Consider the following 12271-nt stretch of genomic DNA (forward strand, 5'->3'; position numbering starts at 1 on the left):
GAAATGCCTTGGGCCGGACGGCCCTGCAACAGCGCAAATAGGCGCAGGCCGGTCGAAAGTCAATCGGACTCGAAAATAGGGCTCAGAACTTCACGATCACCGACAGCACGATGACGATCATCAGGAGCGTCGGCAATTCGTTCATCATCCGGTAGCGCCGTCCGGTGAGCGTGTTCCGTCCCGCCGCGAAGTCCTTGCGCCGGCCGCCCAGCCACATGTGAAACGCCGTCATCGCCAGCACAGAGGCCGCCTTGGTCCAGGGCCAGACCATCGACCAGTCGACGATCCCCGGCGTCATCACCAGCGCCAGGCCGAAGACCCAGGTCGAGATCATCGCCGGGTTCATGATCGCCTTCAGCAGCCGCCGTTCCATCACCTGGAACATCGCCTCGGCGTCGCTGCACGCCTTCACCTGCTCGGCGTGATAGACAAACAGCCGGGGCAGGTAGAACAGCCCCGCCATCCAGGCCAGCACCGACATCACGTGGAACGCCTTGGTCCAGAGATAGAAATCGGCAAGCAGGTCTGACATCGGCGGGCTCCTCTGGATGCAGCACCTTCTCTTAAAGAAAGATTCTTAGAAAAGGAATGTTGTTGTAGGGCATGGGGACAACTGCATTTCGGAAATGCTCCCACAGCTTATCCACAAGGGGGAGCCTGTGGAAAAATCTGTGCGTGACGCGGGAAAGCGGAAAGAACTTCCCATTTTTCGTTGTCGATTCAGAATGTTGCTGGATGACCTGTCTGTGGACAACTTTTCCGGTTTTCGAGGATTTTCTCGGGACGGAAAACTTGTCCCATGCCGGGCTGAGCATTCATGCACCCGTGGACAACCGGGGCCGGTTGGCCGATAACTTCGGTTCCGACGAGGCTTTTCGTCGCGGGGTCCCAATTCCGCGGCATCCGTCGGCAGGAACAAACCCGGATTGTCCACAGCCTGGCCCACATGCAGATCATCCTCGCCTCCGCTTCCGAAACGCGGCTCGCCCTGCTCAGCGCGGCGGGCCTGCAGGTGACCGCCCTGCCCGCGCGCATCGACGAGGAGTCGATGCGTGCCGCGCTGGAGGCCGAGGAGGCCAGCCCGCTCGACATCGCCGACGCCCTGGCCGAGGCGAAGGCCCGCAAGCTGGCCGAGCGGCATCGCGAGGCGCTGGTGATCGGCTGTGACCAGGTGTTGGCCTTCCAGCGCCAGGTCTGGGGCAAGCCCGAGACGCCGGAGGCGGCGCGGCGGCAGCTGCGGGCGCTGCGCGGCCAGACCCACCGGCTTCTATCTGCGGTGGTGCTCTACGAGGCGGCGCGGCCGGTCTGGCGCCATGTCGGCGAGGTCCGGCTGACCATGCGCGACTTTTCCGACGACTGGCTGGAGGGCTATCTTGCCCGCAACTGGGATAGCGTGAAATCCTCGGTCGGCGGCTACAAGCTGGAGGAGGAAGGCGTACGGCTTTTCACCGACGTCGAGGGCGACTACTTTACCGTTCTGGGGCTGCCCTTGCTGCCCCTACTCACCTATCTCGGACAAAGAGGCTTCATCCCGACATGACCGAACTGACGCGCATTCCGCTGGCGGGGGTGATCGGCTCTCCCATCGCCCACAGCCGCTCGCCGAGGCTGCATGGCTACTGGCTGAAGCGTTACGGGCTGAAGGGCCATTACATCCCGATGGATATCGCCCAGGCCGACCTGCGCGACGCCTTGCAGATGCTGCCGAAGCTGGGTTTCGTCGGGTTGAACGTGACGATCCCGCACAAGGAAAAGGTCCTGGCGCTGGCCGATATCGTCACCGACCGGGCGGCGCTGATCGGGGCGGCGAACACGCTGATCTTCCGCAAGGATGGCAAGATCCATGCCGACAACACCGATGGCGCCGGGTTCATCGCCAACCTGCGGCAGAACGCCCCGGCCTGGGCGCCTGCGGCGGGTCCCGCGGTGGTGTTCGGCGCGGGCGGCGCCGCGCGGGCGGTGATCGCGGCGCTGATAGAGGTCGGCGTGCCGGAGATCCGGCTGACCAACCGCAGCCGGCCGCGCGCCGATGCGCTGCGGCAGGATTTCGGGGCCAAGGTGGTGGTGCATGACTGGGTGCAGGCGGGCAATCTTCTGGAGGATGCGGCGACGGTGGTGAACACGACCTCGCTCGGCATGGTCGGCAAGCCCGAGTTCCGCGTGCCGCTGGATGCGCTGAGCCCGCGGGCGCTGGTGACCGATCTGGTCTATACGCCGCTGAAGACCAACCTCTTGATCGAGGCGGAGGAGGCCGGCTGCACCGTGGTCGACGGGCTGGGGATGCTGCTGCATCAGGCGGCGCCGGGCTTCGAGCGCTGGTTCGGGGTGCGCCCCGAGGTGGACGAGGCCACCCGCGACGCCGTCATCCGGCCATGAAGCCGTTCCGGCTGGGCCTGACCGGCTCCATCGGCATGGGCAAATCGACCACGGCGGGGTTCTTTGCCGCGGCGGGGATTCCGGTCTGGGATGCGGATGCGGCGGTGCACCGGCTTTACGCCGGCCCGCTGGTCGAGGCCTTCGGCGCGCTGCACCCGCCTGCGGTGCGGGGCGGTGCGGTGGATCGGGCGGCGCTGCGCGACTGGATCGCGGCGGATGCGCTGGCGCTGGCGCGGATCGAGGCCTTGGTGCATCCCGCCGTGGCCGAGGATCGCGCGGCCTTCCTGCGCGGCGCCGGGGTGGATATCGTCGTCTTCGACATTCCGCTGCTGTTCGAGAAGGGCACCGAGACCGAGATGGACGCGACGCTGCTCGTTACCGCGCCCCCTGCCCTGCAACGCGCCCGGGTTCTGGCGCGCGGCACGATGACCGAGGCGCAGTTCGAGACGATCCGCGCGCGCCAGATGCCGGATGCCGAAAAGCGCAGCCGCGCCACCCATATCATCGAGACGCTGGGGCTGGAGGCGGCGCGCGCCTCGGTTCTGGCGCTGATCGGCTATATCCGCGAGGGACAGCATGCGTGAGATCGTTCTGGACACCGAAACCACCGGCTTCGAGCCCTCGGAGGGTCACCGGATCGTCGAGATCGGCGCGGTGGAGCTGTTCAACCACATGCCGACCGGGCGGACCTATCACCAATACATCAACCCCGAGCGCCCGATGCCGAAGGAAGCCTTCGACGTGCACGGGCTGGGCGACGATTTCCTGCGCGACAAGCCGCTGTTCCAGCACATCGGGCAGGCGTTTCTCGATTTCGTCGGCGATGCGCGGCTGGTGATCCACAACGCGGCCTTCGACATGAAATTCCTGAACTTTGAGCTGGGCCGCGCCAAGCTGCGCACCCTGCCCTTCGATCAGGCGCTGGATACGGTGGGCCTGGCGCGGAAGAAGTTTCCCGGCTCGCCCGCCTCGCTCGACGCGCTCTGCCGTCGTTTCGGCGTCGACAATTCGGCGCGCGAGAAGCACGGCGCCCTGCTGGACAGCGAGATTCTGGCCGAGGTCTATCTGGAACTGATCGGCGGGCGGCAGCCGGATTTCGGCCTGTCGACGGCGGCGCAGAATGCGCGCGACGATGCCGGCCCGGCGCATGTGTGGCGGCCGAGGCCGCGCCCGGCGCCGCTGGCGCCCCGGATCACCGAGGCGGAGGCCGCCGCCCATGCCGCCTTCGTGGCAAAGCTGGGCGACGGCGCGATCTGGTTGAAGCGGACCTAGTTCGCCAGCGGCTGCTGGGCCGCGGCCTTCTGCGCTTCGGCGCGGCGGGCAAGCTCCTGCCGGTAGAGCGCGAGGAAATCGACGGTGTCGATGTTCAGCGGCGGGAAGCCGCCGTCGCGCGTCACGTCCGAGATGATCCGGCGCACGAAGGGGAACAGGAGCCGCGGGCATTCGATCAGCAGGAACGGGTGCATCTGGTCTTCCGGCACGTTCTCCACGTGGAAGATGCCGCCGTAATCCAGTTCCAAGAGGAACAGTGTTTCGGTCCCGACCTTGTTCTTCGAGGTCACCTTGAACTTGGTGATCACCTCGTACTGGTGGTCCGCCGGGCGCTTGCGGGCGTCTAGGCTCACCTGCACCTGGATGTCGGGCTGCACGTCGCCGCTCTGCAGACCCTTCTGGGCCACCATGTTCTCGAAGGACATGTCACGCACGAATTGCGCCAGCACCTGCATCTTGATCTGCGGGGCGGCCTCGGGGGCGGCGCCATTGGCCTCGGTCATCATTCTCTCCTGCCGTTGGGCAAATTCCGGTCTCGGACAGCTTTAGCAGGTCAATCCCTGCCTCTCAATGCCGAGTCCAGCCGGAAGGGCCCGAGGGCGGCGGGCGCAGCCGGTCGGAGGGGGTGGTGTCGAGGTCGATATACTCGCCGTCGATCGGCATGTCGCCGAAGCCCTGCCGGCTGCGCACATTCGCCGCATGCACCGTCACGCGCTTGGCCAGCTGCGCCACCACCAGCCGCCGCAGCGGCGGGATCAGCAGCAGCGCGCCGAGCGTGTCGGTGAAGAAGCCCGGCAGGATCAGCAGCACCGAGGCCATCGCCACCAGCGCGCCATCGGCGATCGGCGCCAGCGGGTCGCTTTTCAGCGGCATGCGCAGCGCGGTGGCCGCCTGCACGCCCTGACGGCGCAGCAGCGTGATGCCCAGCACCGCGGTGCCCAGCACGATCAGCAGGGTCGCCGCCAGACCCAGCCATGCGCCGACCGTGACGAACAGCCCGATCTCGATCAGAGGAACGAGGATCAGGGCGATGAAAAGCCGCATGGCTGGCCTCCTTTGCAAAGCATCTTGCGGGTGCAGCGGTAGACTTGCACCCACCCCTACCCTACATAGGGAGCAAGGAGCGGTTTTACCAACTCTGCCGTCGTCCAATCAACTGCCCGACGCCCCGACCGAGGTTACATATGAGCTCTTCAATGATCCAATTGCTGGTGCTGGCCGGGATCGCTGTTTTCCTGATCATCAAACTCAAGAATGTGCTTGGCACGCGTGAAGGATTTGAAAAGCCCGTTGTGCCGTTGGAGGAACCGCGGCCCCGGGTGAAACGCGATTTCGAGGTGATCGAGGGCGGTCCCGACCGCGACATCATCGATCACGTCACCGATGGCAGCCCCTCGGCCAAGGCCCTGGCGGCGATGAAGATGGCTGAGCCGGGCTTCGGCGTCGGCGAGTTCCTGCAGGGCGCCCGCGGCGCCTACGAGATGATCCTGATGGCCTTCGAGAAGGGCGAGCTGGAGCAGATCCGGCCCTTCCTGTCGCCCGAGGTCTTCTCGACCTTCGAGGAGGCGGTCGAGGCGCGCAAGGCCGAGGGCCTGACCGTCGAGGCGCATTTCGTCGGGCTGCGCGAGCTGACGCTGCACGAGGCCAGCTTCGACCGCGACACGCGCGAGGCGCAGATCGCCGTGCGGTTCCTGGGCGAGCTGACTTCGGTGGTGCGCGACCGCGACGGCGCGATCGTCGAGGGCAGCCCGACCGAGGTGCGGCGCCAGCGCGACATCTGGACCTTCGAGCGGCGCATGGGCGTGTCCGACCCGAACTGGCTTCTCGTCGCCACCGGGGAGTGATGGGTGCGCTGCTCCGCGCCCTGGCGTTCTGCGCCATGACCGCTGCGGGCGGCGGCGCCTCGGCACAGGTGCTGGAGTTCGATAGCCTCGACGGCTGGGCGGCGGATGACCATCGCGCCGCCCTTTCCGTGTTCCGCGCCACCTGCCCGCAGCTGACCGGGCCGGAGTGGCAGCCGCTCTGCCGGCTGGCCGATGACGCGATGCACAGCGGCGCCTCGGCGCGCAGTTTCTTCGAGCTGTTCTTCAAGCCGGTGCAGGTGGGCGCCGCGCCGGCGCTGTTCACCGGCTATTACGAGCCCGAGCTTCCCGGCTCGCCGCATCCCACCCCCCGCTTCGCCTTCCCGATCTACGCCAAGCCGCCGGAGCTGGCGCCGGGCGCCGTCTGGCGCAGCCGGGCCGAGATCGAGTCCGGCGCCCTGCGCGGCCGCGGGCTGGAGATTGCCTGGCTCGACGACCCGGTGGAGGCCTTCTTCCTGCAGGTCCAGGGCTCAGGCCGGATCCGCATGCCGGACGGGCGGGTGATGCGGGTGGGCTATGCCGCCAAGAACGGCCATCCCTATCGCAGCATCGGGCAGGAGCTGGTGCGGCGCGGCACCCACCGGATCGAGGATGTCTCGGCCCAGTCGATCCGAGACTGGGTGCGGCGCAACCCGGCCGAGGGCGCGGCGCTGCTGCTGCACAACCCGTCCTATGTGTTCTTCCGCAAGCTGACCGACCTGCCCGCCGATCAGGGGCCGATCGGCGCCATGGGCCGCCCGGTCACGCCGATGCGCACCCTCGCCGTCGATCCGGCCTTCACCCCGCTCGGCGCGCCGGTCTGGGTCGAGAAGGACGGCGCCGAGCCGCTGCGGCGGCTCTTCGTGGCGCAGGACACCGGCGGGGCGATCAAGGGCGCGCTGCGGGCGGATATCTTCTATGGCACGGGCGCTGCCGCGGGCGACCGCGCCGGCACGGTGAAGGATGGCGGGCGGATGCTGGTGCTGCTGCCGATCGACCGCGCCTTCGCCATGCTGCCCGAGAACTGAGCCATGGCCCGCCGCCGCACCCTGCGCCCCGAGGAGGAGGAGCTGTGGCAGGCCGTGGCCCGCACGGCCCAGCCGATGCACCCCTCGCGCGTGCGCAGCCAGACGCCGAAGCTCGACCTGCCGCCCGCGCTGTCGCATCAGCCCGAAACCATCACCCCCGCCCCGGCCTTCGGGCGGTTCCGCATCGGCGAGAAGGTGCGCCACGCGCCGCAGCACGACATCCTGCCGCCGCTGCGCGATCAGCTGGCCACGGCGCCGCTGCGGATGGACGCCAAGAACTTCGCCCGCATGTCGCGCGGCAAGCTGTCGCCCGAGGCGCGGATCGACCTGCATGGCATGACCCTGTCCGAAGCGCATCCCGAGCTGATCCGCTTCATCCTCAACGCCCATGCCGACGGGATGCGTCTGGTGCTGGTCATCACCGGCAAGGGCAGCCGCCGGACCGAGGATCACGGGCCGATCCCGCAGCGGCAAGGGGTGCTCAGGCATCAGGTGCCGCATTGGCTGCGGATGCCGCCTCTGGGGCCCGCGGTGCTGCAGGTCGCGGCCGCGCATCTGAAGCACGGCGGCGAAGGCGCCTATTACGTCTATCTACGCCGACACCGTTAGGCTGCGCTTGGCCGTGCCGACGCCGATCCCGGCCAGCAGGCAAGCGAGCAGGAAATAGAGGCCGATCCCGACCATCTGCTGCGGGAAGCTGATGCCGAGGTCGATCAGCGCCCCGGTCAGGATCGGGCCGATGGCCGAGCCCAGCACCATGATCGCCGCCGCGGTGGCCTTGATCGAGCCGATGTGGCGGGTGCCGTAGAACTCGGCCCAGAAGGCCACCGGAACCGTGGCCTGCGCGCCCGAGGTCAGGCCCATAAGCAGCATGACCGGCAGGGCGAGCGCCAGACTGTCGACGCCGGCAAAGAGGAAGTAGAACAGCGCCAGCGGCAGCTGGAACAGCGGCATCAGCCGGGCGGTGCCGAAGCGGTCCACCGCCCAGCCCGAGGCCAGCAGCGCCACCACGCTCGCCGCCGAATAGGCCGGGAAGATCGCGACCAGCCCGACATGGGCCCAGCCCTTCACCTCGGCCAGATGCACCTGCTGGAAGAAGAAGGCGGTGTTGAAGGCCGATGGCCCGAGCAGCGCCGGCACCAGAAACCAGAACAGCCGGTGCCGCAGCACCTCGTTCCGCGACCAGTGCCGCCCGTGCATGCCGCCGATCTGCGCCTCGGCAGCCATCGACTGCGGCGTGCGCTCCTGCCGCAGCAGCCGGGCCAGAACCGGCAGGCTGACGAGCAGGATCGCCGCGGCGACGAGCCAGAGCGTGCGCCAGCCGGTGACGCCCTTCAGCGCGACGAAGGCCACCGGCAAGAGCGCCTCGCCGAAGGAGAAGCCGAGCGCGGCGATGGCCAGCGCCCGCCCGCGCGAGGCGACGAACCAGCGCGCCATGGCGACGCCCGCGATGTGGCTGGTCATGCCCTGCCCCAGCAGCCGCAGCGCGAAGATCGCGACCGGCAGCAGCATGACGAAGGGGTTGAGCGCCATGGCGACGCAGGTCAGCGCCAGCCCGCCCAGCACCATCGGCCCGAGCGCCCGCACCCGGAACCGGTCGGTCAGCCCGCCCGACCAGAGCATGACGGCGGCGGAGAAGGTGGTGGCGATGCCATAGACCGCGCCCCACTGGCCATGCGACAGGCCGAACTCGGCCCGGATCTCGCCGCCGAAGGTGGAGATGAAGAAGGTCTGGCCGAAGCTGGACAGGAACGACAGCAGAAAGCCGACGAACAGGAAGGGCGCATTGGCCCGCAGGAAGGTGAAGAATGGCATGTGCGACCTCTTGTCGCGCCCTTGGTTTCATCCTCCGGCGGAAAAGAAAAGGCCCCCTCGGCGGGGGCCTTCACGGTCAGAGGACGTAGCGGCTGAGATCGGCCGAGCGGGAGAGTTCGCCGAGATTGGTCTCGACATAGGCGGCGTTCACCACCACCGCCTCGCCCGGCTTGTCGGGGGCGACGAAGGAGAGCTCTTCGAAGACCCGCTCCATCACCGTGTAGAGCCGGCGGGCGCCGATGTTCTCCACGGCGCGGTTCACCTCGGCGGCGATGTTGGCCAAGGCCTCGATCCCGTCCTCGGTGAAGCTGACCTCGACCTTCTCCGTCGCCATCAGCGCCGAATACTGCCGGGTCAGCGCATTGTCGGTCTCGGTCAGGATGCGGACGAAATCGCCTTCGGTCAGCGCCTGCAGCTCGACCCGGATCGGCAGGCGGCCCTGCAGCTCGGGCAGCAGGTCCGAGGGCTTGGCGATGTGGAAGGCGCCCGAGGCGATGAACAGGATATGGTCGGTCTTGATCGGGCCGTATTTGGTCGAAACCGTGGTGCCCTCGATCAGCGGCAGCAGGTCGCGCTGCACCCCCTCGCGGCTGACATCGGCGCCGCGCATGTCGGAGCGGGCGCAGACCTTGTCGATCTCGTCGATGAAGACGATGCCGTTCTCCTGCACCGCCTCCAGCGCCGCAGCCTTCACCGCCTCGTCATCCAAGAGCTTGTCGGCCTCGTCGTTCATCAGCACGTCGTGGCTTTCGGCCACCGTCATCTTGCGCTTCTGGGTGCGGCCGCCGAAGGCCTTGCCGAAGATGTCGCCGAGATTCATCATCCCCATCTGGCCCTGCCCGGTGGGATCGAGGCCCTGCATCGGGTTCGAGCTGTCGGTCACCTCGACCTCGATCACCGTGGCGTCGAGCTCGCCCTTCTTCAGCTTGGTGCGGAACATCTCGCGCGTCTGCTCGCGGGCGTCCTTGCCGGCGATGGCCTCGATCACCCGGTCCTCGGCGGCCTTCATCGCGCGGGCCTTCACATCCTCGCGCATCCGGGCGCGGGTTTCGACCATGGCGGCATCGACCAGATCGCGGATGATGCTGTCGACGTCGCGGCCGACATAGCCGACCTCGGTGAATTTCGTCGCCTCGACCTTCAGGAAGGGCGCCTTGGCCAGCTTGGCCAGACGGCGCGAGATCTCGGTCTTGCCGACGCCGGTCGGGCCGATCATCAGGATGTTCTTGGGATAGACTTCGTCGCGCAGGTCGTCGGCCAGCTGCTTTCGGCGCCAGCGGTTGCGCAGGGCCACGGCCACGGCGCGCTTGGCGTCCTTCTGGCCGATGATGAAACGGTCGAGCTCCGAGACGATCTCGCGCGGGGTCAGGTCGGTCATTGGGCAATACGCTCCACGGTCAGGTTGCCGTTGGTGTAGACGCAGATGTCCGCGGCGATCGCCATGGCGCGGCGGGCGATCTCTTCGGCGGGCATGTCGGTGGCCATCAGGCCGCGCGCGGCGGCGAGGGCGAAGTTGCCGCCCGAGCCGATGGCGGCCACGTCATGCTCCGGCTCCAGCACGTCGCCGGCGCCGGTGATGACGAGCAGCGTCGAGCCGTCGGTGACGATCAGCATGGCTTCGAGGTTGCGCAGGTACTTGTCCATGCGCCAATCCTTCGCCAGCTCGACGCTGGCCCGCGCCAGTTGGCCCGGCATCGCCTCGAGCTTCTTTTCCAGCCGTTCCAGCAGGGTGAAGGCATCCGCCGTCGATCCGGCGAAGCCCGCCACCACGTCGCGCCCGCCGGGGCTGAGCCTGCGCACCTTGCGCGCCGATCCCTTGATGACGGTCTGACCGAGGCTCACCTGCCCGTCGCCCGCCACCACAACCTCATTGCCCCGCCGCACCGCCAGAATGGTCGTGCCATGCCAGCCGGGAAACCTGTCTTCTGCCATGAAAGCCTCCGTTTGACCCTATATGGAGGCCTGCGCCGGGCGAGACAACCCGAGCAACCGCGCGTCACCTTGGCGCGCGAAACCGGAGCCTTGCCGCGTTAACCAAGTCTTAGCCACTGCACCGGATAGTTTGCCGACAAGCGAAGAGGCGAGGATGCCGCACGACCGGGTTCTGAACATCTACCTGCCCTCGCCGATGTGCGAGGATGCGCTGGCGGGGCGGGTGAACATCGTCAACCGCATCGGCGCGGCGGTGCAGCCCTTCGGGCTGCGGCTGCTGATCCACCACGATTCCGCCGCCGAGATGAACGACCCCGAGCGTCGGTACGGCTGGTCGATCTTCCACATGCAGGAGCCGGTCGGACCGCGCTGCCTCTGCCTGCGCCGGGCCTACCACTACCCGTTCTGGCAGCTGGAGGCGACCAACGAGCGCTGGTGGTTCGACGTGGCGTTGGCGAAGTTCAGCCCGAAATCGGTCGATCCCGAGCTGGCGAAGCCGTTCTTCCGCCGCTGGCGCGAGCGGATCGTCGGCGATCCGCCGGTCAGCCATGACGGTTTCCTCTTCATGCCGCTGCAGGGCCGGCTGACCGAGCACCGCTCGTTTCAGGCGATGAGCCCCTTGGCGATGATCCAGGCGACGCTGGCCGCCGACCCGCGGCCGATCCGCGCAACGCTTCATCCCAAGGAACGTTACAGCCCACGGGAGTTGCGCGCACTGGAGAAGCTGGCGGAGGCCAACCCGCGCTTCCAACTGGTCCAGGGCGACACCATCACGCTGCTGGCCGCCTGCGATCTGGTGGTGACGCAGAATTCGGCCACCGCGCTTACCGGCTACTTCCTGAAGAAGCCGGCGGTGCTGTTCGGGCTGGTGGATTTCCAGCACATCGCCGGTTCGGTGCCGCATGACGGGGTGGAACACGCCTTCGCCGTGGCCAAGGGACGGCCCCCGGATTTCGCGGCCTATCTCTACTGGTTCTTCCACGAGAACACGATCAACGCCGGCGCACCGGAAGCGGAGGAGCAGATCCGCGCCCGGATGCTGCATCACAAGTGGCAGTTCTGATGCAGAAGGCGCCCCGGAGGGCGCCCTGCAGGACAGCGACGACCTTTCAGATCAGATCGCGCCGGCGATCCAGCTGGCGAGGGCCGCCTTGGGCGCGGCGCCGACCTTGTTCGACACGACCTGGCCGTCCTTGAACAGGAACAGCGCCGGGATGCCGCGCACGCCGAGCAGCGCCGGGCTTTCCGGGTTCTCGTCGACGTTGATCTTCACGATCTTCACCTTGCCGGCGTATTCGTTCGACAGTTCTTCCAGCGCCGGGCCGATCTGGCGGCAGGGGCCGCACCATTCGGCCCAGAAATCGACGACGACGGGAACGTCGGATTTGCGGACTTCGGCATCGAAAGTGGCGTCCGTGACGGCGACGGTGGACATCTGTATGTCTCCTGATGGGATTTGTTGGCCAAAGGTAAGGACCCCCTCCCGCCCCGTCAAGGTATCGTGGCCCCCTGCATGGCAGACCTCACGATATCGCGTGGCAGCGGCATCAGCTCGGCCGTGCGGGTCCAGAGGATCGCCGTCTCGATCCGCCGGTCGGGATAGATCTGCGCCAGCGCTTCGGCATAGGCGCCCATCTGCCGCAGCAGGCCCTCCGGCACGTCCTCGGGGCGTTGCGGCACGACGGCGTTCGACTTGTAGTCGATGGCCGTCACCAGATCCGGCCCGACGATCAGCCGGTCGATGGCGCCGTAGAGCCTGCGCCCACGGATCTCGGCGGTCAGCGGCACTTCCAGCAGCACCTGCCCGCCGGGCGGCGCCGCCAGCCCCGGCAGGGCGAGCGCCGCCTGCGCCTCGGCCAGCAGTTCCGCTAGGTCGGCGGCCTCCGGCAGCAGGCCCGCCGCAAGGTCGGGCCAGAGCGCGGGGTCGTGCTCGGGCAGTTGCTCCAGCAAGAGGTGCAGCGCCGTGCCGCGCGCCTTGGCCGCCTCGGTCTCCAGCAACGCCTCGCC

16 protein-coding genes are annotated in these 12271 nt (G+C 67.8%); 8 read left to right on the plus strand and 8 right to left on the minus strand.

Annotated elements, in window-relative coordinates; translation table 11 throughout:
• Nucleotides 1–82: 82 nt before the first annotated feature.
• On the minus strand, nucleotides 83–532 hold the full coding sequence (hemJ, locus tag C5F48_RS00680; protein ID WP_107661982.1) for a protoporphyrinogen oxidase HemJ: 450 nt from the start codon (nucleotides 530–532) through the stop codon (nucleotides 83–85).
• A gap of 414 nt (nucleotides 533–946) precedes the next feature.
• On the opposite strand from hemJ, the gene C5F48_RS00685 reads away from it, so the two are divergent.
• The 4 genes from C5F48_RS00685 to dnaQ are packed head-to-tail and all read left to right on the plus strand — an operon-like array spanning nucleotide 947 to nucleotide 3648.
• Nucleotides 947–1540, plus strand: a complete 594-nt coding sequence (locus tag C5F48_RS00685; RefSeq protein ID WP_107661983.1) for a Maf family protein — start codon at nucleotides 947–949, stop codon at nucleotides 1538–1540.
• A complete protein-coding gene (locus C5F48_RS00690; RefSeq protein WP_107661984.1) occupies nucleotides 1537–2376 on the plus strand; it encodes a shikimate dehydrogenase in 840 nt (279 codons plus the stop codon). The genes C5F48_RS00685 and C5F48_RS00690 overlap by 4 nt, the downstream gene beginning before the upstream one ends.
• Complete coding sequence (gene coaE, locus C5F48_RS00695; protein WP_107661985.1) at nucleotides 2373–2960, plus strand: dephospho-CoA kinase; 588 nt, start codon at nucleotides 2373–2375, stop codon at nucleotides 2958–2960. Before C5F48_RS00690 ends, coaE begins: the two co-directional genes overlap by 4 nt.
• The gene (gene dnaQ, locus C5F48_RS00700; RefSeq protein WP_107661986.1) at nucleotides 2953–3648 is read left to right on the plus strand and encodes a DNA polymerase III subunit epsilon; all 696 of its coding nucleotides are present in this window, start codon (nucleotides 2953–2955) and stop codon (nucleotides 3646–3648) included. The genes coaE and dnaQ overlap by 8 nt, the downstream gene beginning before the upstream one ends.
• Here the strand turns inward: dnaQ and secB are convergent.
• Nucleotides 3645–4151 carry a protein-export chaperone SecB gene (gene secB / locus C5F48_RS00705; RefSeq protein ID WP_107661987.1) on the minus strand — a complete coding sequence of 169 codons (507 nt, stop codon included), beginning with the start codon at nucleotides 4149–4151 and terminating at the stop codon, nucleotides 3645–3647. The two genes, dnaQ and secB, sit on opposite strands and share 4 nt — an antisense overlap.
• A 64-nt stretch (nucleotides 4152–4215) precedes the next feature.
• A complete protein-coding gene (locus C5F48_RS00710; RefSeq protein ID WP_107661988.1) occupies nucleotides 4216–4692 on the minus strand; it encodes an FxsA family protein in 477 nt (158 codons plus the stop codon).
• Nucleotides 4693–4832: 140 nt separating this feature from the next.
• Between C5F48_RS00710 and C5F48_RS00715 the strand changes: the two genes are divergently transcribed.
• Genes C5F48_RS00715 through C5F48_RS00725 form a run of 3 tightly spaced genes read left to right on the plus strand, consistent with a single transcriptional unit; the run spans nucleotide 4833 to nucleotide 7126 of the window.
• On the plus strand, nucleotides 4833–5492 hold the full coding sequence (locus tag C5F48_RS00715; RefSeq protein ID WP_107661989.1) for a Tim44/TimA family putative adaptor protein: 660 nt from the start codon (nucleotides 4833–4835) through the stop codon (nucleotides 5490–5492).
• Nucleotides 5492–6517, plus strand: a complete 1026-nt coding sequence (mltA, locus tag C5F48_RS00720) for a murein transglycosylase A (protein ID WP_107661990.1) — start codon at nucleotides 5492–5494, stop codon at nucleotides 6515–6517. Before C5F48_RS00715 ends, mltA begins: the two co-directional genes overlap by 1 nt.
• A 3-nt stretch (nucleotides 6518–6520) precedes the next feature.
• A complete protein-coding gene (locus tag C5F48_RS00725) occupies nucleotides 6521–7126 on the plus strand; it encodes a Smr/MutS family protein (protein ID WP_107661991.1) in 606 nt (201 codons plus the stop codon).
• Here C5F48_RS00725 and C5F48_RS00730 read toward each other — a convergent pair.
• The 3 genes from C5F48_RS00730 to hslV all read right to left on the minus strand — a co-directional run bounded on the left by C5F48_RS00730 (nucleotide 7109) and on the right by hslV (nucleotide 10264).
• Nucleotides 7109–8332: an MFS transporter gene (locus tag C5F48_RS00730; RefSeq protein WP_107661992.1), complete on the minus strand. Its 1224-nt coding sequence runs from the start codon at nucleotides 8330–8332 to the stop codon at nucleotides 7109–7111. The genes C5F48_RS00725 and C5F48_RS00730 overlap by 18 nt on opposite strands.
• A gap of 76 nt (nucleotides 8333–8408) precedes the next feature.
• Entirely contained in the window at nucleotides 8409–9710 is a 1302-nt protein-coding gene (gene hslU, locus C5F48_RS00735) for an ATP-dependent protease ATPase subunit HslU (protein ID WP_107661993.1), read from the minus strand.
• A complete protein-coding gene (gene hslV / locus C5F48_RS00740) occupies nucleotides 9707–10264 on the minus strand; it encodes an ATP-dependent protease subunit HslV (RefSeq protein WP_107661994.1) in 558 nt (185 codons plus the stop codon). The genes hslU and hslV overlap by 4 nt, the downstream gene beginning before the upstream one ends.
• A 154-nt stretch (nucleotides 10265–10418) precedes the next feature.
• Between hslV and C5F48_RS00745 the strand changes: the two genes are divergently transcribed.
• Nucleotides 10419–11327, plus strand: a complete 909-nt coding sequence (locus tag C5F48_RS00745) for a hypothetical protein (protein WP_107661995.1) — start codon at nucleotides 10419–10421, stop codon at nucleotides 11325–11327.
• 51 nt (nucleotides 11328–11378) lie between these two features.
• Here C5F48_RS00745 and trxA read toward each other — a convergent pair whose 3' ends face one another.
• Both trxA and C5F48_RS00755 read right to left on the minus strand, forming a co-directional pair.
• On the minus strand, nucleotides 11379–11720 hold the full coding sequence (gene trxA, locus C5F48_RS00750) for a thioredoxin (protein WP_258186472.1): 342 nt from the start codon (nucleotides 11718–11720) through the stop codon (nucleotides 11379–11381).
• Nucleotides 11721–11755: 35 nt separating this feature from the next.
• A partial coding sequence (locus C5F48_RS00755) for a PD-(D/E)XK nuclease family protein (RefSeq protein WP_181247662.1) occupies nucleotides 11756–12271 on the minus strand: 516 nt, incomplete at its 5' end.

This window comes from Cereibacter changlensis JA139 (genome assembly GCF_003034985.1).
Classification (GTDB): Bacteria; Pseudomonadota; Alphaproteobacteria; order Rhodobacterales; family Rhodobacteraceae; genus Cereibacter; species Cereibacter changlensis.